The following is a 21,365-nucleotide window of genomic DNA, read 5'->3' as shown; positions in this document are numbered from 1 at the left end:
AGACCAACGACGAAAGGACCGACCATGGCCGATCAGGATAGCGCGAACAATCTGCCCGCCGGCTACGTACCGCCCGAGGTGTGGACGTGGAATCAGGCGAACGGCGGCCAGTTCGCCAGCATCAACCGCCCCGTCTCGGGCGCGACGCATGATGCGCCGCTGCCGGTCGGCCGCCATCCGCTCCAGCTCTATTCGCTCGGCACGCCCAACGGGCAGAAGGTGACGATCCTGCTTGAGGAGCTGCTCGCGGCGGGCCATGCCGGCGCCGAATATGACGCGTGGCTGATCGAGATCGGCAAGGGCGACCAGTTCGGCAGCGGCTTCGTCGCGCTCAATCCCAATTCCAAGATCCCGGCGCTCGCCGATCACGGCACGACCCCGCCGACGCGGGTGTTCGAGAGCGGATCGATCCTGCTCTATCTCGCCGAGAAATTCGGCGCCTTCCTGCCGACCGATCCGGCGGCGCGGGTGCAGGCGATCAACTGGCTGATGTGGCAGATGGGCTCGGCACCGTTCGTCGGCGGCGGCTTCGGCCATTTCTACGCTTATGCGCCGATCAAGATCCAATATGCGATCAACCGCTATGCGATGGAGGCCAAGCGCCAGCTCCACGTGCTCGACACGCATCTGGCGGAGCACAGCTATCTGGCGGGCGACGAATATTCGATCGCCGATATGGCGGTCTGGCCGTGGTATGGCGGGCTGCTGACGGGCACCTATGGCGCGAGCACGTTCCTGAGCGCCGGCGACTATCCCAATCTGCAACGCTGGACCGACCGGATCGCCGCGCGCGAACCGGTACGGCGCGGTCGCATCGTCAACCGCATCATCGGCGAGCCGGGCAGCATCCTGCGCGAACGGCACGAGGCGGCGGATATCGACGCGGCGCTGGCGGCGACGGCCAATCCATAAAAGGGGAAACGACGAATGACCTTGGCGAAGCGATCGGTATTGGCGGCAGCGCTCGCCATGGCGACGACGGCGGCGGGCGCGCAACCGGAGGCCCCGGCGCGCGGTTTCGCAGTGGCCGGCGCCGGCTTCGTCAAGGACGGCAAGCCGTATCAGGTCATCTCGGGCGAGATCCACTACGTCCGCATCCCGCGCGCCTATTGGCGCGACCGCCTGCGCAAGGCGAAGGCGATGGGGCTCAATACGATCACCACCTACGCCTTCTGGAACGTCCACGAGCCGCGGCCCGGCGTCTATGATTTCAGCGGCCAGAACGACATCGCCGCCTTCATCCGCGACGCGCAGGCGGAGGGGCTGAACGTCATCCTGCGCCCCGGCCCCTATGTCTGTGCCGAATGGGAATTGGGCGGCTATCCGGCGTGGCTGCTCAAGGATCGAAAGCTCGTCCTGCGCTCGACCGACCCCGAATATACCGCCGCGGTCGAGCGCTGGATCGTCCGGCTCGGGCAGGAGGTGAAGCCGCTGCTGCTCGCCAACGGCGGGCCGATCGTCGCGGTGCAGCTCGAGAACGAATATGGCGCGTTCGGCGACGACAAGGCGTATCTGCAGGGACTGGAGGCGACCTATCGCCGTGCCGGCCTCGCCGACGGCATCCTGTTCACCTCGAACCAGGCGTCGGACCTCGCCAGGGGCTCGCTGCCGCATCTGCCCTCGGTGGTCAATTTCGGCTCGGGCGGCGCGGCCAATGCGGTCGCCAAGCTCGAGGCGTATCGGCCCGCGGGCCTGCGCATGGTCGGCGAATATTGGGCGGGCTGGTTCGACAAATGGGGCGAGGACCATCACGAGACGGACGGCCGCAAGGAAGCCGAGGAGATGCGCTTCATGCTGCAGCGTGGCTATTCGATCTCGCTGTATATGGTCCACGGCGGCACGACGTTCGGCTGGATGAACGGCGCCGATTCGCACACCGGCACCGATTACCACCCCGATACGACCAGCTACGATTACGACGCGCCGATCGATGAGGCGGGCAATCCGCGCTACAAATATGCGCTGATCGCCAATGCTATCGCTGCGGTCACCGGCAAGCCCGCCGCGCCGACCCCGGCGCCGACGGTCGCGGTCACCTTCCCGGTCTCGCCGATCCGACGCAGCGCGTCGCTCTGGGACCATCTGCCCGAACCGGTCCGCGCCAAATTGCCGATGACCTTCGAGGAACTCGATCAGAATTACGGCTATGTCCTGTATCGCGTCGCGCTGCCGGCGGGCGCGCGCAAGACGCTGACGCTTAAGGGGATGCACAGCTACGCGCAGGTCTATGTCGACCGCAAGCTGGTCGGCGCGCTCGACCGCCGGCTGGGACAGGAGACGGTGACGCTGCCCGCCCGCGCCGGTGCCGCGACGCTCGACGTGCTGGTCGAGAACACCGGCCGCGTGAACTATTCGCGCGCCATCCGCACCGAGCAGACCGGGCTGACCGGCGCGGTGACGCTCGACGGCACCGTGCTGGAGGACTGGCGGATGTACCGCCTGCCGATGGACGATCTGTCGGGGCTGCGCTTCACCGCCGCGCCCTGCACCGGCCCGTGTTTCTACGAGGCGGAGATGACTGTCGACCGGCCGGGCGACACCTATTTAGACATGCGCGGCGTGTATAAGGGACAGCTCTGGCTCGGCGCGCACAATCTCGGCCGCTTCTGGTCGATCGGTCCGGTGCACACGCTCTATGCGCCCGCGCCGTGGATGCAGGCCGGCGCCAACCGCATCGTCGCCTTCGACCTACTCGGCGACGCCACCGATCGCCTGACGACCTTCAAGGCGCCGATCTACGGCAAGATCACGACGACACGCGAGGCGCAATAACGCGCCGCCGCACGCGACGCTCACGGCTGCGGCCGGGGCGTCGCGTGGGGCTGGCTCGATCGGTCGGCGCGTTTGAACGCGCCGATCAGGCCGCATCGCTGTGGATCGGGATGCGGCGGACATTGTCGGTAGCGGCGGCCGATTTCGGCAGTGTGACGGTCAGCACGCCGTTGCGGAAGCGTGCGCTTGCCTTGTCCGTCTCGACGGTGTGCGGCAAGGCGATCCGCCGTTCGTATCGGCCATAGCTGCGTTCGGAATAGCCGCGGTCCTTGTCCTCGACCTCCGACTTCTTTTCGCCGCGCAGCGTCAGCACGCCGGCCTCGGCGACGATCTCGACGTCCTTCTCGTCGAGCCCGGGCAGTTTGGCGGTGACGCGTATCTCCGCATCGGTCTCGCCGAGTTCGAGTCTGGGCGAAAGCAACGCGGGCTCCGTGCCGGCGAAGGCGGGAACGCCGAAGCCGCGCACAACATCGTCGAACAGGCGGTTCACCTCGCGGTGCAGCGACAGCAACGGATCGCGCCGGTTCTGCTCGACCGCGAACGGCGCCGGGACGCGATCGTCGGTGCGGCTCCAGGGGATCAGATCACGAATGGCCATGGGTCCTGTCTCCTTTCTGGTCCGTGGCATGATGCAGGAACGGCCGCGCGAACCTAGCCGCCGAGCGCGCGATGAAGCTGGATACGCGCGAGAGTGGCGGCGACCCGCTGTCGTATGGCCGCGCGTTCCGCCGACAGGGCCGCCTGCCGTGCCTCGGTCACCGGCCCCGCCGCCAGATCGCCGCGCGCATGACGCGCCTCGACCATCGCCGCCGTCCGCCGCCGCGACGCGAGGTCGCGGTCGGACAGATTGAGGCGCGCCGTCGCCGCGCGGCTGGCCGACAGGGCGTCATCCACTTCGCGCCATGCGGTGACGACGGTCTGGCGATAGGCGAGCGCGGCGCTGCGCGCTTCGGAGCGGCGCAGGTCGAGCTGTTGCTGCAATCGTCCGCCGGAGAAGATCGGCAGCGACAGGCCCGGCCCGATGCTGGTGCTGCGCGCGTCCCAGCCGAAATCGGCGAGATGGAGCACGTCGATGTCGAAGAGCCCGGTCAGGCTGATCTTCGGATAGAAATCCGCTTGCGCGACGCCGATCTGCGCGGTGGCCGCGTGGAGCCGTGCTTCGGCCTCGATGATGTCGGGGCGCAGGCGCGCGACCGCCGAGGGCAGGCGCGCCGCCACCGGCGGCAACGGTCGTGGCGGCGGCGGCGTCGCCGGGTCGATCGGCACGCTATCCGGGGTTGCGCCGATCAGGATCGCCAGCGCGCGCATCGCCATCGCCGCCTGATGGTCGAGATCGACGATCTCGCCGCGCAGGGTCCGCAAGGCCTCCTCGCGCGCGGCGACGTCGATCGGCGTGGCGAGACCGCGCGCCAGCAGCGTGCGGGCGATCCCGACGTTGCGCTCGGCGAGGCCGGCGCCGTCCTGCGCGATGCGACGCTCGTCCCACAGGCCGCGCAACTGGAAGTAGGTACGCGCCACCTCCGCCTCGACCGACAGGCGCACGCCGCGCGCGGCGGCGTCGCTGGCCTCGACCGCGGCCTGTGCCGCCTCGGCCTGCCGGCGGTGGCCGCCCCACAGGTCGAGCTCCCAGCTCGCGCCGACGCCGACGCTGTAGAGATCGAAGTCGACGCCTTTGGGCGGTGTCGCCGCCGGCGTGATCCCGAGCAGCGTCTGCGTGACCGAAGCGATGCCTGCCGTGCCGAGACGCTCGCGGCTATAGCCCGCTTGCCCCTCGACCTGCGGTGCGCCGGCGGCGCGCGCTTGGCCGCGTTCGATCCGCGCGGCGGTGATCCGTTCGATCGCCGCTGCGATATCGAGATTGGCGGTGCCGGCGCGCACCTCCAGCGCGTCGAGCACCGGATCGTCGAAGCTGCGCCACCAAGGCGCATCGCCGGGGGTCGGCGACGCGGCGGTATCCGCCGCTTGCCAGACCGGCGGCAGGATCGGTGCGGGCGGCGTGAAATCCGGCCCGACGGTGCAGCCCGCCAGTGCGACGGCGAGCATCAGCGGCCATTTGCGATCACGCATGTCGATTGTCCTGCTCGGTGAGGGGCGACGGGCGATCGAACGCCAGCGTATAGAGCGCCGGCAGCGCCACCAGGGTCAGCGCGGTCGCGCCGATCAGCCCGCCGATCATGACGATCGCCATCGGTCCCCAGAAGATGTTGAAGCACAGCGGAATGAACGCGAGCACCGCCGCCAGCGCGGTCAGCACCACCGGCCGGGCGCGACCGATCGTCGCCGCGGCGATCGCCGCGTGGAGCGCCATGCCCCCGGCCTGGTTGTGCGTCACCTGATCGACTAGAATGATCGAATTGCGCATAATCATGCCCGCAAGCGCGATCAGCCCGAGCAGCGCGACGAAGCCGAACGGCGCCCCGGTCAGGATCAGCGCCGCCACCGCGCCGATCACGCCGAGCGGCGCGGTGGCGAGCACCAGCAGCGTGCGACCGATGCTCTGCAACTGGATCATCAGCAGCAGGAGCATCAGCGCGACGGTGATCGGCAGCAGCCGGTAGATCGCGTCGTTCGCCTTGGCGGACAATTCGCCGTCGCCGCCCGCCTCGATCCGGTAGCCGGCGGGTAGCGATCGCGCGATGGCGGCGATGCGGTCCTCGGCGGCCGCGGCGATGTCCGACGCCTGGACGTCGCCCGTCATATCCGCCTGCACCGTCATGCAGAGCATATTGTCGCGTTTCCAGATGATCGGCTGTTCGGTGGTCACGCCGATCCGCGCGATCTCGCCGAGCGGGACCGGACCGCCGGGGGTGCTCACTGCCAGATCGGCGAGCCGCCCCGGATCGTTACGCTCCGCCGCGCTGCCGCGGACGACGATGCCGATCCGCTTGGTCCCGCGCAGCAGCTCGCCGGCCGGCCGACCCGACATCATCGTCGCGACCTCACCCGCCAGCCGTGCCCGGTCGAGCCCGAGCCGCGCCACCCGCGCGCCATCGAGATCGAGCCGCATCGCGACCGACGGCGTTCCCCAGTCCACCTGCACCGCGGTCGTACCCGGCGTCGCGCGCAGTACCGTCGCGATCCGCGCCGACAGGCGTCGCAACGTCTCGGGATCGGGGCCGGTCACGCGATATTGTACCGGGAAGCCCGCACTCGGTCCGAGCGACAGGCGACGGATATGCAGCCTGGCTTCGGGCGCGGCGCGGTTCGCGGTAAGCCGCGCGATGACGCGTTCGCGCGCGCCGAGATCGGTCGCGACGAGGACCATCGTCGCGGTCGCCGGATCGGGCAGGGCGGGGCCGTAGGGCAGATAGAAGCGCGGAGCGCCCTCGCCGACATAGCTGTCGACCTGCGCGACGTCGCGATCCGCGACGATGCCCGCCTCGATCCGTTTCACCGCCGCCGCGGTGGCGGTCAGCGAGGCTCCGGGCCGCAGGCTAACGTCGACGATGATCTCGGGCCGGTCGGAGATGGGGAAGAACTGCTGGCGGACCAACAGCGCGCCGGCGAGGCTCGCTGCGAGCAGCAAGGCGGTGGCAACGACCACCGCCTTGCGGTGGGTCATGCACCCCTCGACCACGCTGCGGAGCCGGCGATAGAGCGGCGTGTCGTATCGCGCGGCGGCATCGTGCCGGGCGTGTGCCTCGGGGAGCAGGCGCACGCCAAGGTAAGGGGTGAACACGACGGCGACGACCCAGCTGACCAGCAACGCCGACCCGGTCACCCAGAAGATGCCGCCGGCATATTCGCTGGTCGTCGATTGCGCGAAGCCAACCGGCAGGAAGCCGACGATCGTCAGCAGCGTTCCAGTCAGCATCGGGAAGGCGGTGTGCGTCCATGCATAAGCGGCGGCATCGGATCGCGTTGCACCCTGTTCGAGCTGGACGACCATCGCCTCGACGCTGATGATCGCATCGTCGACGAGCAGGCCGAGCGACAGTATCAGCGCGCCGAGCGAGATCCGCTCGAGCCCGATCCCGCTCACCCCCATGAACAGCGCGACGATCGCCAGCGTCAGCGGCACCGACAGCGCGACCACCACGCCGGTGCGCCACCCCAGCGTGACGAACGCGACCAGCAGCACCACCGACAGCGCGCAGAAGAACTTGATGAGGAACGCATCGACCGCCTCGCGGATGTTGCGGCTCTGGTCCTGGACCTGCGTCATCCGGACCCCGGCGGGCAGAGTCCGGGTGAAATCCGCGGCGGCCTGCGCCAGTTGCCGGCCGAAGCCGAGCCCGTCCGCACCGGGCGCCATCGCGATCGCCAGCACCACCGCGGGTCGCGCGCCATGGCGGACCAGCCCGTCGGGCGGATCCGCAGAGCCGTTGCTCACCACGCCGAGATCGCCGACGGAGATGGAGCCGGTCGCGGCGGGGACTGCCGTGGCCGCGACCGTATCGACGCCGTCGATCGCACCGCCGATCCGGACCGGCACGCGCATCGAACGTTCGGCGGAGCCCGACGGCGCGATGCTGCTGCGGTTCGCCAGCGCCTGCACGACGGCATCCGGCGACAGGCCCATTGCGGCGAGCCGGCGGCCGTCGAGATCGACGAACACGCGGCGCGGGATTTCGCCGATGATCCGCGCCTTGCCCGCGCCGGGGACGCGCAGCATCGCCTCGCGCGCGCGTTCGGCAAGCGTCACCAGCCGGGCATTGTCCGCGCCGGTCAGCGTGAAGACATAGCCGTAGACATCGGCATAATCGTCATCGGCGACGACCGACGCCCCCGCGGGCAGATCGGGCTCGATATCCTTCAGCCGATTGCGCACCTGTTGCCAGATCGCCGGTACGCGACTGCTGGGCGCACCGTCCTTCAGCGAGACGCGGATGACGCAATGGCCGTCGACGCAATAGGTCTGGAGGAAATCGAGCTGCTCGGTGGCGCGCAGCCGGCGCTCGATCGGATCGCCGACCTGCGCCTGCATCTGCGCGGGCGTCGCGCCAGGCCAGGCGGCGGCGACGATCATCTCCTTCAGCGTGAAGCCCGGATCCTCGTCGCGGCCGAGCGCGAAGAACTGGGCGGCGCCCGCCGCGAACAGCAGCGCGATCAGGAAGCCGACGAGCGCCGGGTGACGGATCCCCCAGCGCGACAGGTTGAACCGGTCCATCGCTCAATTGCCGCCCGGGACGACGCCGGTCATGACGACGCGCTGCCCCTCGGACAGCGTATCGCCGCCGCTCGCGACGATCCGTTCGCCGTCGCGCAGTCCGGCCACGATCGCGTCGTCGCCGCGCAGATCGACGAGACGCACCGGCCGGCGATGGACGCGGTCGCCGGCCATCGCCAGCGACCAGACGTGCGGCCGGCCGCCGCGCGCGCCGAGCGCGGTCAGCGGCACGCGGACGGTCGCATCGGCATCGGGCGTTCGCAGCGTGACGGTGGCCGAACTGTTGAACGGGATCGACGCGACGTCGTGGAGCAACGCGAACCGCGCGGTGCGGAGGCGCAGCGCGCCGTCCGCCGCCGGTCCGACCAGCCGCAGCCGTACCTCGGCGATCGTATCGGGCGCCGACCAGAAGCTCGCCTCCGCCAGCGTGCCGACGGCCGGATGCGCCCGCTCGGGCAGGCGCACCTCGATTTCGGGAGCGCCCGCCGCGAGCCGGACGACGGGGCTGCCGGCCTCGACGACGATGCCGGGCTCCACCGTGCGTTCGGTCACCACCCCGTCCTCCGGCGCGACCAGCAAAGCGTCGGCGAGCGTCGCGCGGCTATGCGCGAACGCCGCCGCGGCCGCCGCGCGCTTCGCCGTGGCAGCGCTGGCGGCCAGCGCGCGGTCGCGCACCTCGGCGGTCGACAGCGCACCGATTCCGTCCAGCCCCGCCGCGCGTCGTGCCGCCTCGTCGGCCCGCACCGCCTCGGCACTCGCCGCCGCCAGTTCGGCGCGCGCCTGTCCGCTATCGGCGATCGCCGCGCTGCGCGACAGACGGGCGAGCACCTGCCCGGCGCGGACATGGTCGCCGACCTGGACCGTCAATGCGAACACCCGACCCCCCGTCTTGAAGCCGAGCGCGAGATCGCGGCGTGGACGCACGATGCCGTCGAACGAGGCGGTGCGCCCGCCGGCATGATGGATCGTGACGGTATCGACCAGCGTGGTGTCGGGCCGCGGCGATGCGATCGGCTCGGGGGAACAGCCGGCGCAGGCGAGGGTCAGACCGGTGGCGATCAGCCCGACCGGGAAAGGGAAAATATTCGGCATCGACGCGTCCTGTTGGTGAACGCGGTCGCCCTGCCGGTCCGGACCGGTGCGGGCCTGCAATTCCTCGAAACCGACCGGTCATTTTCGGAAAGGACCGGTCCGCGACCGGGTTAGCCGCCGATATGCCGCCGCCGGAATGCGCTCGGCGTCTCGCCCAAGCGCTGCTTGAAGACGCGGTTGAACATCACGAGGCTCCCGAAGCCCGCGTCCATCGCGATCGTCAGGATCGGCACGTCCGCCTGCGCCGGGTCGGCAAGCGCGTCGCGAACCTCGGCGATCCGATGTTCGTTGAGATAGTCGCTGACGTTGCGATAGCCGAGGCCGCGATTGATATGCCGGCGCACGCGATATTCCGGCGTCTCGACGCGGGCGGCGATCGTGCCGATCGTCAGTTCGGGATCGCGATAGGCGCGCTCCTGCGTCATCATCACCGCGAGCCGGTGTTCGAGGGCCGCGTCGAGCGGTTCCGGCATGGGCTCCGGCGCCGCCTCGTCGCCCGTTGCGCCCGCAATCGTGCTGGGGAAGACCTCGGGATGCCGCAATCCGAACAGCAACGCGGTGATCGCGAACGCCCCGAGGAACAGTCCGGCCGCGGCCGCCATGCCGGACAGCGCGCGCTCGCCCGTGACGCGGCCGACGATTTCGCTGCCCAGCAGCCACAGGATGATGAGCCCGATCGACGCGACGAAGATCGTCCGCGCAGTCCGTCGCGCCTCGACCAGATCGCCCGACCGGTTGCGCCAGACCAGCCATTGCGCATGGACGGCGAACGCCATCCCGCCGAGATAGACCGCCACCTCCAGCCCGACGATCGGCGGCGCCCAGCCGCGTGCTGCCAGGCTGGCGTACAGCGTACAGCCCAGAAACGCCGCCGACAGGCCCAGGGCGGCGGGCGTGGGGCGAAACGCATCGTCGAACCACGCGCGCGCGAACAGCCAGAACAACGGTATCGCCGCGCTCGCGCTCAGATCCAGCAGCGGATCGAACACGCCCGTTGGATGGGGCAGGCCGGCCAGCGTTCCGACGATCGTACACGATGTCAGCGCCACGCCGAACCGGCTCGGCAGCGAGGCCGGCGCACGGGCGAACACCACCGCCGCCAGCATCAGCAACCCGATCGCACCGCCGCGAAACAGAAGGTCGAGGTCTGCGATCACCGGCGGTACGGGCTGCGGGTCATGCGTCGCCGAAACCATGGCGCGGCCGATATGTCCAGTACCGCCGTCGCGCGCGCCGCCCGCGGCATCCCCGTCCGTTCAGAAGCGGAACAACGTGCCGAGATAATAGGCACGACCATTCTCGAGCTCTTCGCTGAGCAGGTCGAAGCCGGGACCGGCCATACGCGTCGGGCGATTGTTGGACAGGTTCTTGCCCTGTGCCACCACGGTGATCGCGCGCGACAGGCGTATACGCACCTGCGCATCGAAGGTGTCGCTCGCCTTGTAGCGCACGTCTTGCGTCGGGTCGGTGGTCGAGATGGTCAGCAACAGCGGCGAGAGGTGGTTCCATGCGCCCTGCACCGTCACCGGGCCGACGGTGTAGAACGCACGGACATTGGCGACGACGTTCGCGCTTTCGACCAGGCTGGACAGGCGGCGGCGGGTGCCGTTGGTCATCATCACCGTCGGCGGCGTCGGTTGCAGCAGGGTGACGTTGGCGGCGAGACCGAGGCCGGCGAGCGGCTGCGGCAGGAAGGCCATGCGGGTGACCACCGCATTGAGTTCGACGCCGTGGATCACCGTGCCGCTGGCATTGACCGGTCGCGTGGTGGTGACCTGCGTGACGACGCCGTTATACGGTTGCAGCGCGGCGTCGCTCACCGTCAGGATCTCGTCGCGGACCGTCTTGATGAAGCCCGCCGCCGAGAACAGGACATCGCGGCTGGCGTAATATTCGAGGCTGACGTCGTAATTGTCACTGCGGCGGGGGCGGAGCTGCGCGTTGCCGGTCGTGATGGTGACGAAGTTGGTCCCGGTGTTGATCGCGATGGACTGCCGTCCCGCCAGATCGTTGTAATTGGGTCGGGCAAGCGTCCGGCTGAAGGCGGCGCGGGCGCGCAGGTCCGCGGTGACGGTCCAATCGAGCTGCGCGGACGGCAGCCAGTCGTGATAATGCTGGCGCTGCTGCCCGTAGCCGAGACGCGTCGTCTTGCCGAGCGTGGTGAAATTGTACGAGCCCGTCGACAATCCGGTGTCTTCGTAGCGGATGCCGGCGGTCAGCCGCACCGCGTCGCGGGCGTAGCGCCCCATCAGATAGCCGGCCTTGATTTCCTCGGTCAGCGTATAGTCGGATTGCAGGCTGGCCTGGCCGTTGGTCGCGTTCGCCGTGAACCTGCCGGGATTGGTATGGAAATAGGCGGTGACCGCGGCCGGATCGAAGAACATCACGCGCTGTCCGCTGCCGTTATAGGGCGTATACCGTTGCGGCGCGATGAAGCTGGAGAGCGGTGCGGCCCCGGCAATCGGGGTGTAATCGATGACGGTGCGGTCGTAGCGGCGGTCGAGGAAGCGGGCATAGGCGCCCGTCGCAAAGCCGAGCCCGTCATCCTCATTCGCCATGTTGACCGCCAGATTGGCGCGCGCGGTCAGCGCCTTCTCCTTCTGATCGTCGGGCGTGGTCTGATAGTCGTAGAAATTGTATTTGATCGGATCGGTCACATAGGCCGGCTCCGCGAAGGTGAATTGCGGGAAGCCACCCGGCGTGAGTGCATAAGCGTAAGCGAGACGTGTGCCGGCGGGAATACGGAAGACCGACGTCGTCGCATCCTGACGATAGGTGGCGACCGCATAATTGACCCCGAGGTCGGCACGGATATGGTCGCCGGGCGTCAGTTCGCCATGCAGGTCGGCATATTTGATGCCGCGCTTCTGGAAGAAGCGGGACGCGTCGGCCTGGGCGTAATTGCCGCTGGTGACCTTGCCGCCCGACGGCGTGACATCGGTGATATAGGTGTAGGTGTTGGTCGCCGCGGTCAACGCCGTGTTCGGTGTGACGCTGTTCGCCTGACGATCCTCGTCGTTGGTGTGATGGAATTCGGCGACGGTCAACGCGCCGTTGAACATCGCATGATCGTCGAACTCCAGCTTGGCGAAGCCGCCGTAGCGCTGGCGAAGATTGTCATAGTGCAGCCAGCGGCGGACCGACGGCACGACGGCGGCATAATTGGCGTCGCTGCCCGCCGGGTTCAGCCGCCGCCCGCTCGCGGGATCGACGTAGAGCGGTGTCGTGCTCGCGCTGTCGAGCGACGCGCTGACCCGGCGGAAATAGCTGCCGGCGACGACGATGCCGAATTGCCGCTCGGAACCGAAGGTCGTCGCACCGACCAGTTCGGCCTGGCCCGATGGCGGGTTGCCGCCGCGCGTGCGTCGGAAGTCCCAGCGGCCGATATCGATGCGACCGCCGACGAAGCTCTTGCCGCCATTGTCGAACGCGCTGCGCGTGCGCAGGTTGGCGATGCCGCCGATCGCGTTGCCGTTCATCGCCGCGGTTATCGACTTATAGACCTCGACCCGGCTCGCCAGCGACGACGGGATCACGTCAAGCGAGACGTTGCGGCGCGAAATCTCGTTGGCGGGCAGCGGCACGCCGTCGATCTCGACAAGATTGTAATCGGCGTTGAGCCCGCGGATCGAGAGGAATTGCGCCTCGCCACGGCCGTTGTTCTGGATCGTCGAGACGCCCGGCACGCGGGTCAGCGCCTCGCCTAGCCCGAAGTCCGGCAGCGTACCGACCTCGTCGGAACTGATGCTGTCGGAGATGACGGCGATCTCGCGCTTCGCAGCGATGTCCTTCTTCGCCTGCAACCGGGCGCCGGTGACGACGATATCCCCCTCCGCCTCCGGTTCGGCGGTGGCCGACGCATTCTCGCGCGACGCCGATGGAAGCGTGTCGCTTTGCGCGGCGGTGATCGCAGGGACCGCGCCGGACAGCATCAACAGCACACGGCAGGTGGTACGCAGCAACATGACATTTCCCCCTAGGTCTGACTTGGGAGCGTCATTTAATAACTATAGGTGACATATCGGTGACGCGGCGCGATTTGGCGTAGCCGCGCAGACGAAGGGACCTATGACTATGATATTGCTCGGCATGCTGCTCGCCGCCGCGTCGGTGGAGGTGTCCGGTCTGGTCTATGCCTGCGGCGACGATCAGGTGCGTGAGCTGAAGATCGACAGCAAAGCCGCCACCGAGTCGTGGCGCTGGTCGGCCAAGGCCGCAGCCGATCTGCCGCGCGACTATCGCGACCGCCTGCTCGGCCATATCGACGAATGCAAACCGGTCGAGGACGGCCGTGCGATCCTCGTCACCGCATCGACCGGCGGCGCGGTGCTGATCGATCGGGCGACGGGGAAGGTCCAGTTCCGGGCCCGCGTGCCGATGGCGCATTCGGCGGCACTGCTGCCCGGCGGCCTGGTCGTGATCGCGCTGTCGATCGATCCCGCCGGCGACCGGCTTGACCTGTACGATCTCCGGCACAGCGAGCGGGTCATCCAGACCCTGCCGCTGCCCTCCGGTCATGGCGCGGTGTGGGACGAGCGCCGGCAACGGCTGTTCGCCTTGTCGCACGATCTCGTTCAGGCCTTCCGCCTCGACCGCGGCGCGGCCGGGCCGCGGCTGGTCGAAAGCGCGCGCTGGTCGCTGCCGGGGCGGCACGACGGCCATGATCTGTCGCCTGCTCCGGACGGCGGCTATTTTGTCACGACCGACGACGGCGTATGGCGCTTCGATCCCGATGGCGGCAGCTTTGCAGCCTATGCGCCGCTCAATCCCGGCCGGCAGGTCAAGGCGGTGAGTGCGGTCGACGATCGTATCGCCTGGGTGCAGGCCGAGGCGAGCCGGTGGGCGCACGGCTTCACGGTGATGCGCCCGGACGGCAGCGACCGGCGGCATGTGCCGGTGCCCGATCTGCACCTCTACAAGGTGCGCTGGGTACGATGAACCGCCGCCGCACCTTTTTCGGCGGCGTCTTTGCCCTTGGCTGGTTGACACGGCGCGGCGGGCGCGGTGTCGAGGAGCGATGACCGATCCCTTCGCCGGCGCCTTCCCGGCATCCTTCCTGCGCGACGATGGCCGTCGGACAGCGACTGCCAACGAGCGCGTGGTGATGACGCTGCTGTCGAAGCGGGGGGCTGCTTCGCGGGCCGATCTCTCGCGGGCGACCGGCCTCGCTCCGCATTCGATCACCCGCCTGGTCGAGCCGCTGCTCGAACGCGGTCTGGTGGTGGAGGGGGCGCCGGAGATCAGCGGCCGGGGCAAGCCGAGCGCGCCGCTGCGCCTGCTCGCCGACGCCGCCTTCGCCGTCGGCATCTCGGTGATGACCGATGCGGTCTCGCTCGCGCTGATGGATATCACCGGTGCGATCCGGGCACGCGCCTCGGCGCCGCTCGAGAGCGCGGATTTCCCGGCAGCGGCCGATCAGCTCGCGCGCCTGATCGACGATGCCGTCCGGACCGCCGGGCTCGATCCAGCGCGGCGGATCGGCATCGGCGTGGGAGTGACCGGCTATTTCGTCGGCGACGGAGCGCGACTCAATCCGCCTGCGCAGCTCGATCCCTGGGCGTTGATTCCGCTCGATACATTGCTGGCGGATCGGCTCGGCGGGCCGTTATGGGTCGACAATGACGGCAATGTCGCGGCGGTGGGCGAGGCGATGCTGGGGGTCGGGCGGACGGTAAGCGACTTCGCCTATCTCTATTTCGCGGCAGGCTTCGGCGGCGGTGTGGTCGCGGGCGGTGCGCCGATGCGCGGTGCGCATCGCAACGCCGGCGAATTCGCCTCGATCCTGCCCGAAGGCTGGGCGCAACCGAATCTGGAGACGCTGCGGCTCTGGCTTGCGGCGCATGGCCAATCGTGGCCCGACCTGCATGCCATGCTCTCTGGCTTCGATGCGTACGATCCGGCAATCGACGGCTGGCTCGACACGTGCGCGCCCTCACTCAACCTCATTGCCTCGGCGATCTCCGCGATCCTCGATCCCGAACTGATCGTACTCGGCGGCAGACTGCCGCCCGCACTGGCGGACCGGATCGCTGCCCGTATCCGCTTCACCAACCCCGAGCGTCGCGGGCATCATCGTCCCGCCCCCCGGATCGTCGGCTCCGCGATCGGCAACGACGCCCCCGTCATCGGCGCTACGATGCTGCCGATGCGCGCCGCGTTCTTCACCTAACGCGTTGATTGGGGAGGGGCGCCAGCGATCTGGCATTTGGGCCGGCGTTCATCGCAACCGCCGCCCATAGACGTCCTGTACCTCCACCGGCCCAAGTCCGAGCGCCCGGATAGCGGGTTCGATCCGGCGGAGGTCGCCGGAAATGCTCCAGACGAAATCGTCGGTGCGGAACGTTTCCGCGGCAACCTTGCGCGCCTCGTCCAGTGAGATGCCGCGGACGATATCCGGTACGCCGGTGACATAATCGAGCGGCATGCCGCGCGTGTCCGCGTCGAGCATCGCGCCGAGATAGGCCGCGTTGGAGCTCAATCCGGTTTCCATCCGGTTGAGCACGGCGGTCTTCTGTCCGTCCAGCTCTGCCGACGTCAGCGGCCGGTCGTGGGTGAACGCGCCGATCTCCTTGACGATTTCGCGGATCGCGTCGGCGGTATTGTCGGTCTGCACCGCGCCGCTGACGTAGAAGGTGCGCTGCGACTGGACCGAGCCGCCGAGGTGCGAATACATGCCGTACGACCAACCCTTCTCCTCGCGCACGGTCATGTTGATGCGGCTGGTGAAGCTTTCGCCGAGTGCGGAATTGGCGAGCTGTTCGGCCATCGTCCGTCGCGCCTCCCAAGGCTCGATCAGGCGGCCGGCGAGGATGTTGCTCTGCTCGGCACCGGGCACGTCGATCAGCACGACGCGGACGCCGGTCGGACGGGCCGGCGCGGTGGCGATCGTCGCGGCGGGCTTGGCATCGACATGCCAGTTGCCGAGATGCTGTTCGAGGAGCGTACGGGCCTTTTCGAGCGTGATGTCGCCGACGAAATAGGCGGTCAGATTGGCCGGCGCGAGTTCGTTGCGATAGAAAGCGAGCATCTCGTCGCGCGACACCTTCTTCGCCTCGGCGCGCGTGTCGATCCAGCCGTAAGGATGGTCTCGACCCCATAATGCCGAGTTGAACAACGCGCTCTGCGCATTGGCGGGATTGCTCTCATAGGCATCGAACGTCTGATCGACGCGGGCGATATATTCGTCGATCTTCTTCTGTGGGAATAACGGTTCGCGCAGCACCTCGGTGACGAGGTCGATCCCCGCGCCCAGCCCGGCCGTGTCGCTCGCGAAGCTCAAAGTGCAGCGCCGGTCGCCGCTGCCGGTGCCGGGAAATATCCCCAGATCACGCATCCGCGCTTCCAACGCGCCGTGGGGATAACGCTGACTGCCCTCGAACAGGCTGCCGAACGTATGGGTCGACAGCCCCCGCGGATAGCGATGGTCGATCATCTGGCCGGTGGCGAATTGGAGTGCGACACTGACCAGCGGGAGCCGCGGCCGGTGCACGACGACCAGTCTGGCGCCGTTGGCGAGCGTCGCGCGCTCGATCGTCGGGAAGGGGCGCGACGATGATGTCACCGCCGTGGCTACCGGTGGTTGATGCCGGTCGACCGATCCGGCAATTGCCGGCTGTGTCTTCGGTTCCGGGTCGGTGCGGACCGCGAGATAGGGACGCGAGAGCCATTTGCGCGCCACCGCCGCAATTTCGAACGGTGTCGCTTCCTTCTCCCAACGGCGGCCGACCTTGAACAGCAAGGGATCGCCGGCGATCAGTTCGCCCGCCTCCAGCAGGCCGCCGACCGATTGCGGATTCTCCAGCGAGGCGAGCAGCGACTTGTCCTTGATCGCGAAATTCTGGCGCAGCACCACCGGGTCCGGCCCGTCGCGCAGCAGCTTCGCCATCACCGCGTCGATGCGCCGGTCGATCTCGGCGATCTCCGCGCCCGGTTTGACGTCGACCCCGATCGAGAAGGTGCCGTTGACCGAAGCGTCGCCGAAGCTCGCCGATACGCCGAGGGCCGGGCCGTCGTTTTCGACCAGCGCCTGATTGAGCGCGAGCTGCGGCGCACCGGCGATCGCGGAGGCGAACATTTGGAGCAGCGTCCCCTCGCGTTCGTCCCCGGTCGGCACCGGCCAGGTGCGCTCGAGCTGGATCGTGCCGCTTTTGCCGAAGAAGTGGAGCTGCTTGCCCTCGCCGAGCACCGGCACCCAGCGTTTGATCTCCTGGACGCGCTTGCCCGGTCGCACATCCTTGAAATAGCGCGCGACCTTCTCGCGTGCCGTCACGGGGTCGATATCGCCGGCAAGCAGCAGGATGGCGTTGCCGGCGCCATAATAATTGTCGAACCAGCTCCGTGCATCGGCGACGCTGGCGTTGTCGAGATCCTGCATCGATCCGATCGGCGCGTGATCGTACGGATGGCCTTTTGGATAGAGAGCGGTGGTATAGGCTGCGCTGCGTGCGGCGGATTCCGGCGTCTCGCGTTGCCGCTTCTCGTTCTTGACCACGGCGCGCTGGCCGTCGAGTGCCTTGAGGTCGATCGCACCGGGCAGATATTGCATCCGGTCGCTTTCCATCCACAGCGCCAGGTCCAGCTCGCGCGTCGGCACGACCTCATAGTATCGCGTCCGGTCGGTGGTGGTGTTGCCGTTGACGTCGATCGCACCGTCATCGAGCAACTTCTTGAAATACTCGCCTTTCCGATTTTCCGTCTCCTGGAACATCATATGTTCGAACAGATGGGCAAATCCCGTCTTGCCCTGGGGTTCATCCTTCGAGCCGACGCGGTAGGTTACCGATACCAGCACCTTTGGCACGCTGTGGTCGGGGTAGACGATCACGGTCAGCCCGTTGGGCAGGGTGAAGCGCTCGAACGGCAGCTTGATCTGTTCAATCAGATCCGGAGCGTCGTGCCGGGCGGCCGCGACCGCTGCCGCCGTGCGATGTGGCCGGGTCGCCGCCGCTTGTACGGTCAATGCCGGTAGCGCGCAGGACACCATGAAAAAGCACAAAATCAGCGTCTTCCGAACCTTCATAGATAAAACTCGCTCAAGACTTGGCTGTTGATGAGTACACATCCCTGCTGCAACCAATAGTCCGTCCTGATCACCACTCCATGAAATTCCTACTATATCGGTATGTAAAAATGCTTGCTTCGGCTTTGTTCTGCATCCGGCCAGAAACCGGGCATCACGCCATTGCCAAGTATCGTTCGGGGCATATTCGAACATTATCTTGGCTATGCAGTGACTTGATAAAGTCGGGGGAAGTCAGTGCATTCGAAATATGTAAAAACAAAGACGATTCTGCTTGTCGGTACGATGCTGCTGCCGCCGGCGTTTTTGTTTCAAGGGCATGCACTTGCGCAGGCGCGCCCTGCCTCGGAGGCATCGACGGCGACCCCTGCGGTGGAGGACGCGCCTGCGACCAGCGCCGAGGATGCGGACGCAGCTCCACCTGCTCAGGCCGCCGACGATCGGAAGGCCTCCGAACGGAAGCAAGGCGATCAGACGGTAGACGAGGCCGCGCCCGGCGAATCGCAAACCGCGCGGCCGACGTCCGATCGACGCAAGGCGGACACCGCGGCGGATGGATCCATTGTCGTCACCGGGTCGCGTATCGGCGGTTATGATCCGACCAGCGACGTCAAGGTCTATACGCAGGACGACATCAAGGCGCTCGGCGTCTCCAACGTGCAGGATTTCATTCGTAGCCTGCCGCAGAACCAGGCATCGGTAGGCTATGGCCTGAACAATCGCACCAAGGCCGCGAACCAGGATGCTCACGGATTGGGCGGCCTCGGCGTCGCCGGGGTCAATCTGCGCGGACTCGGCACCAAGAACACGCTGGTGCTGGTCAACGGCCGGCGCATCGCCGGTGCGGCGGGAGTGGAGGATGGCTTCGCCAACATCAACACCATACCGCTCGCGGCCGTGGATCGGGTCGAGGTTAGTCTGGGCGGCAACAGCGCGGTCTATGGGGCAGACGCGATGGCCGGCGTGGTCAACTTCATTCTGAAAAAGCATTATAATGGCTATGCTGCGACGGTACGGCACGAGAACTCCAGCACCGGCGCGCGCACGACCCAGGCGACCTATCTTGCCGCGACCTCATGGGGCAGTGGATCGATCACCGGGACGCTGTCGCTGACGCAGATCGATCCGGCGCAAAACGTCAAGCTCGGTTATGTCACGCACGACTACCGCCAGTACATTACGCGAGAACAACTCGTGGCTTTGGGGCGGTCGAGATATGCTCTCGACCAACGATCCTCGAGAGATGGCGCACAGCCCGGGGCCATCGTGCTGGATTACAAAATCCTGGCGTCAAAGGGGCAGAGGGCAAAGGACGTCGATGAGACCTACCAGTGGAAGCCGGGCGGGGACATGGCGCATCCGACCTTCGCCGGGTTGGGCCCGATCGATCGCGAGACGATCGCGCCGAACATTCCGGTCGACGCCGGCGAGCATCAGCGTAGTGGTGGCCTGTCCCTGAATATCGAGCAGAAAATCACCGATCGGTTGCGCGTCACCCTCGACTATCTCGGCTCGATCAACAAGGCGAACCTGCGCGAACTGTGGCAGACTATCGATATCGTCGTGCCGTTCACCCAGGCATATAGTCCGCTCAAGCGCAGCGACTTTCCCGCCGAGGCGGTGATCGCGAACACGTTCGGCGTCTATTATTATCCCAGTGCCGATTACGCCAATGGGCGCATGCGCCGAGGATTTCAGGAAACAACGATCCGCTCGCATACGGTCAACGGCGGGCTTCGCTACGAATTCGATCCGGAAACGGCGCTTTCGGGCAATTACTCCTATTCGCGCAACACCGCGACCGGGACGCAGCAGGGCATCCAAAACCTGACCAGCACCCGGTACGGCCATTGCGTCGCCAGCACCGGCACCGTGACCGCGCCCAATCTCGATGCGATCGTCGCGGCACAATGCGCGGCAATTAACAGCAGCGATCCGGCGCTGGCGTTCAACTTCCTTGATGATGGAACCGGCAAACTCGGCGTCCCCGCCAGCGTCTTCTTCGTCACCACCCATCGGCTGGCGACGTCGGCGGGCGCGCAGGATGCCGACATCCTGTTCACCGCTGCGCCGATCACGCTGCCGGCCGGCAAGGTGCGCCTGGCGATCGGCGGGGAAACACGGACCAATTCGGTGAAGAGCCCCCGCATCGTCCAGCGAACCGCAGAACGGCTGAATACGCGGTTATGGGCGGCCTATGCGGAGCTGCGCGTACCGTTGATCGCGGAGACGATGGGAATACCGCTTTTCCACACCCTCGATCTGTCGCTGAAGGCGCGCTACGATCGATATGATTCCCACGGGCCGATCGGCACCGTCGACAATATCCCGTACGCTGACGGCGGCACGCTCATCCGCGGCAAGTCCACCTTCGACCGGCTCAGTCCTGATATCGGTCTGGCCTGGACGCCGATCGGTGGCCTGCTGTTGAGGGGCAGCGTGTCGTCAAACTTCACGCCTCCACCCTTCACAGCGCTTTACGATGTCCTTGCGGGTCAGACGAACTTCGAGAAATACATCTTCTCCGATCCCCTCGCTCCGGCTGACGACCCTTATTACACCTGGAACGGTCCGATCCCGGCGCAAACGCAAGCCAATCCGACGCTACGTCCGTCGGTGGCGCGCAGCTACAACCTCGGATTAGTGATCACGCCGCCACGCGCGCTGCATAACCTCAATCTCGAAGTGAACTATTACCGGACCCGCATCCGCGACCGGATCAGCGATTCAACCGAGTTGTTCGACCTGATCCCCGCAACGGAATATTTTGCGATACCGGAATTTTTTGTACGGGATGCCAGCGGATATATCGTTCGCCAGATCATCAAGCCGATCAACATTGGCTGGGACAAAAGCGAGTCGCTGGATGTACAATTCAGCTACGCGATTCCGACCGGTATCGGCCTGATCACGCCATCGATCCTCTATTCGCGGAACTTCAAACAACAGGTTTCCTATGCTGGGCGCGTTTCGACGATCAACAATCTCGGTACATCGACTGGTATCGACAAATACCGGATCGTCGGCAATCTGGATTTCACCCGCCCCGATCTGATGGCCCGGCTGACCGTGCGATACATACCGCCCTATGAGAATACCTATGACCTGACGCGGGAAGACGGTGAATTCTGGGATTCCGATTTTGACGGTGTGAAGGATCAGCCGATGCACATTGCCAGTCTGACCACCTATGATTTCACCACGCGGTGGCAAGCGACGCCGAAGCTGACGTTGAGCGCTGGCGGCCGCAACATCTTCAACGCCAAGCCGCCGTTCGCGATGATCGACCGCCGGCCCTTCGACGCATCCCGCTACGACATACGTGGACGGGTATTGTATGCCGAAGCGCGCGTGAACCTCTAATATAATTTC

12 protein-coding genes are annotated in these 21,365 nt (G+C 66.9%); 5 read left to right on the top strand and 7 right to left on the bottom strand.

Annotated features, from left to right (window positions below; all coding sequences use genetic code 11):
• Nucleotides 1-24: 24 nt before the first annotated feature.
• Both yghU and FFS23_RS05710 read left to right on the top strand, forming a co-directional pair.
• A complete protein-coding gene (gene yghU / locus FFS23_RS05715) occupies nt 25-912 on the top strand; it encodes a glutathione-dependent disulfide-bond oxidoreductase (protein WP_137897823.1) in 888 nt (295 codons plus the stop codon).
• Nucleotides 913-927: 15 nt separating this feature from the next.
• Nucleotides 928-2,772, top strand: a complete 1,845-nt coding sequence (locus tag FFS23_RS05710; RefSeq protein ID WP_137897822.1) for a glycoside hydrolase family 35 protein — start codon at nt 928-930, stop codon at nt 2,770-2,772.
• A gap of 85 nt (nt 2,773-2,857) precedes the next feature.
• Here FFS23_RS05710 and FFS23_RS05705 read toward each other — a convergent pair whose 3' ends face one another.
• From FFS23_RS05705 to FFS23_RS05680, 6 genes are all read right to left on the bottom strand, one after another.
• Nucleotides 2,858-3,370, bottom strand: coding sequence for an Hsp20/alpha crystallin family protein (locus FFS23_RS05705; protein ID WP_137897821.1), 513 nt, complete (start codon nt 3,368-3,370; stop codon nt 2,858-2,860).
• Nucleotides 3,371-3,423: 53 nt separating this feature from the next.
• On the bottom strand, nt 3,424-4,839 hold the full coding sequence (locus FFS23_RS05700) for an efflux transporter outer membrane subunit (protein WP_137897820.1): 1,416 nt from the start codon (nt 4,837-4,839) through the stop codon (nt 3,424-3,426).
• On the bottom strand, nt 4,832-7,882 hold the full coding sequence (locus FFS23_RS05695) for an efflux RND transporter permease subunit (protein WP_137897819.1): 3,051 nt from the start codon (nt 7,880-7,882) through the stop codon (nt 4,832-4,834). The genes FFS23_RS05700 and FFS23_RS05695 overlap by 8 nt, the downstream gene beginning before the upstream one ends.
• A 3-nt stretch (nt 7,883-7,885) precedes the next feature.
• A complete protein-coding gene (locus FFS23_RS05690) occupies nt 7,886-8,974 on the bottom strand; it encodes an efflux RND transporter periplasmic adaptor subunit (protein ID WP_137897818.1) in 1,089 nt (362 codons plus the stop codon).
• A 110-nt stretch (nt 8,975-9,084) separates the two neighbouring features.
• The gene (locus tag FFS23_RS05685; protein ID WP_137897817.1) at nt 9,085-10,170 is read right to left on the bottom strand and encodes an AraC family transcriptional regulator; all 1,086 of its coding nucleotides are present in this window, start codon (nt 10,168-10,170) and stop codon (nt 9,085-9,087) included.
• Nucleotides 10,171-10,230: 60 nt separating this feature from the next.
• Complete coding sequence (locus FFS23_RS05680) at nt 10,231-12,939, bottom strand: TonB-dependent receptor (protein WP_137897816.1); 2,709 nt, start codon at nt 12,937-12,939, stop codon at nt 10,231-10,233.
• A 103-nt stretch (nt 12,940-13,042) separates the two neighbouring features.
• On the opposite strand from FFS23_RS05680, the gene FFS23_RS05675 reads away from it, so the two are divergent.
• Both FFS23_RS05675 and FFS23_RS05670 read left to right on the top strand, forming a co-directional pair.
• Nucleotides 13,043-13,912 carry a DUF6528 family protein gene (locus FFS23_RS05675; RefSeq protein ID WP_249340538.1) on the top strand — a complete coding sequence of 290 codons (870 nt, stop codon included), beginning with the start codon at nt 13,043-13,045 and terminating at the stop codon, nt 13,910-13,912.
• A 79-nt stretch (nt 13,913-13,991) separates the two neighbouring features.
• Nucleotides 13,992-15,143, top strand: coding sequence for an ROK family transcriptional regulator (locus tag FFS23_RS05670; RefSeq protein ID WP_137897815.1), 1,152 nt, complete (start codon nt 13,992-13,994; stop codon nt 15,141-15,143).
• A gap of 48 nt (nt 15,144-15,191) precedes the next feature.
• On the opposite strand, the gene FFS23_RS05665 is transcribed toward FFS23_RS05670, so the two are convergent.
• Nucleotides 15,192-17,993: a M16 family metallopeptidase gene (locus FFS23_RS05665; protein ID WP_171009378.1), complete on the bottom strand. Its 2,802-nt coding sequence runs from the start codon at nt 17,991-17,993 to the stop codon at nt 15,192-15,194.
• Nucleotides 17,994-18,278: 285 nt separating this feature from the next.
• Here FFS23_RS05665 and FFS23_RS05660 point away from each other — a divergent pair, with 285 nt between their 5' ends.
• A complete protein-coding gene (locus FFS23_RS05660) occupies nt 18,279-21,356 on the top strand; it encodes a TonB-dependent receptor domain-containing protein (protein WP_137897813.1) in 3,078 nt (1,025 codons plus the stop codon).
• Nucleotides 21,357-21,365 lie beyond the last annotated feature (9 nt).

Origin of the sequence: Sphingomonas sp. 2SG, from assembly GCF_005503285.1 — a bacterium.
Classification (GTDB): Bacteria; Pseudomonadota; Alphaproteobacteria; order Sphingomonadales; family Sphingomonadaceae; genus Sphingomonas; species Sphingomonas taxi.
The sequence above is the reverse complement of the archived record's forward strand: the minus strand, read 5'-3'. Positions and strand labels throughout refer to the sequence as shown.

Coding starts and splice junctions, on each gene's coding strand:
- yghU (WP_137897823.1), top strand. CDS start 25: ATGGCCGATCAGGATAGCGCGAACAATCTGCCCGCCGGCTACGTACCG.
- FFS23_RS05710 (WP_137897822.1), top strand. CDS start 928: ATGACCTTGGCGAAGCGATCGGTATTGGCGGCAGCGCTCGCCATGGCG.
- FFS23_RS05705 (WP_137897821.1), bottom strand. CDS start 3,370: ATGGCCATTCGTGATCTGATCCCCTGGAGCCGCACCGACGATCGCGTC.
- FFS23_RS05700 (WP_137897820.1), bottom strand. CDS start 4,839: ATGCGTGATCGCAAATGGCCGCTGATGCTCGCCGTCGCACTGGCGGGC.
- FFS23_RS05695 (WP_137897819.1), bottom strand. CDS start 7,882: ATGGACCGGTTCAACCTGTCGCGCTGGGGGATCCGTCACCCGGCGCTC.
- FFS23_RS05690 (WP_137897818.1), bottom strand. CDS start 8,974: ATGCCGAATATTTTCCCTTTCCCGGTCGGGCTGATCGCCACCGGTCTG.
- FFS23_RS05685 (WP_137897817.1), bottom strand. CDS start 10,170: ATGGTTTCGGCGACGCATGACCCGCAGCCCGTACCGCCGGTGATCGCA.
- FFS23_RS05680 (WP_137897816.1), bottom strand. CDS start 12,939: ATGTTGCTGCGTACCACCTGCCGTGTGCTGTTGATGCTGTCCGGCGCG.
- FFS23_RS05675 (WP_249340538.1), top strand. CDS start 13,043: ATGACTATGATATTGCTCGGCATGCTGCTCGCCGCCGCGTCGGTGGAG.
- FFS23_RS05670 (WP_137897815.1), top strand. CDS start 13,992: ATGACCGATCCCTTCGCCGGCGCCTTCCCGGCATCCTTCCTGCGCGAC.
- FFS23_RS05665 (WP_171009378.1), bottom strand. CDS start 17,993: ATGAAGGTTCGGAAGACGCTGATTTTGTGCTTTTTCATGGTGTCCTGC.
- FFS23_RS05660 (WP_137897813.1), top strand. CDS start 18,279: ATGCTGCTGCCGCCGGCGTTTTTGTTTCAAGGGCATGCACTTGCGCAG.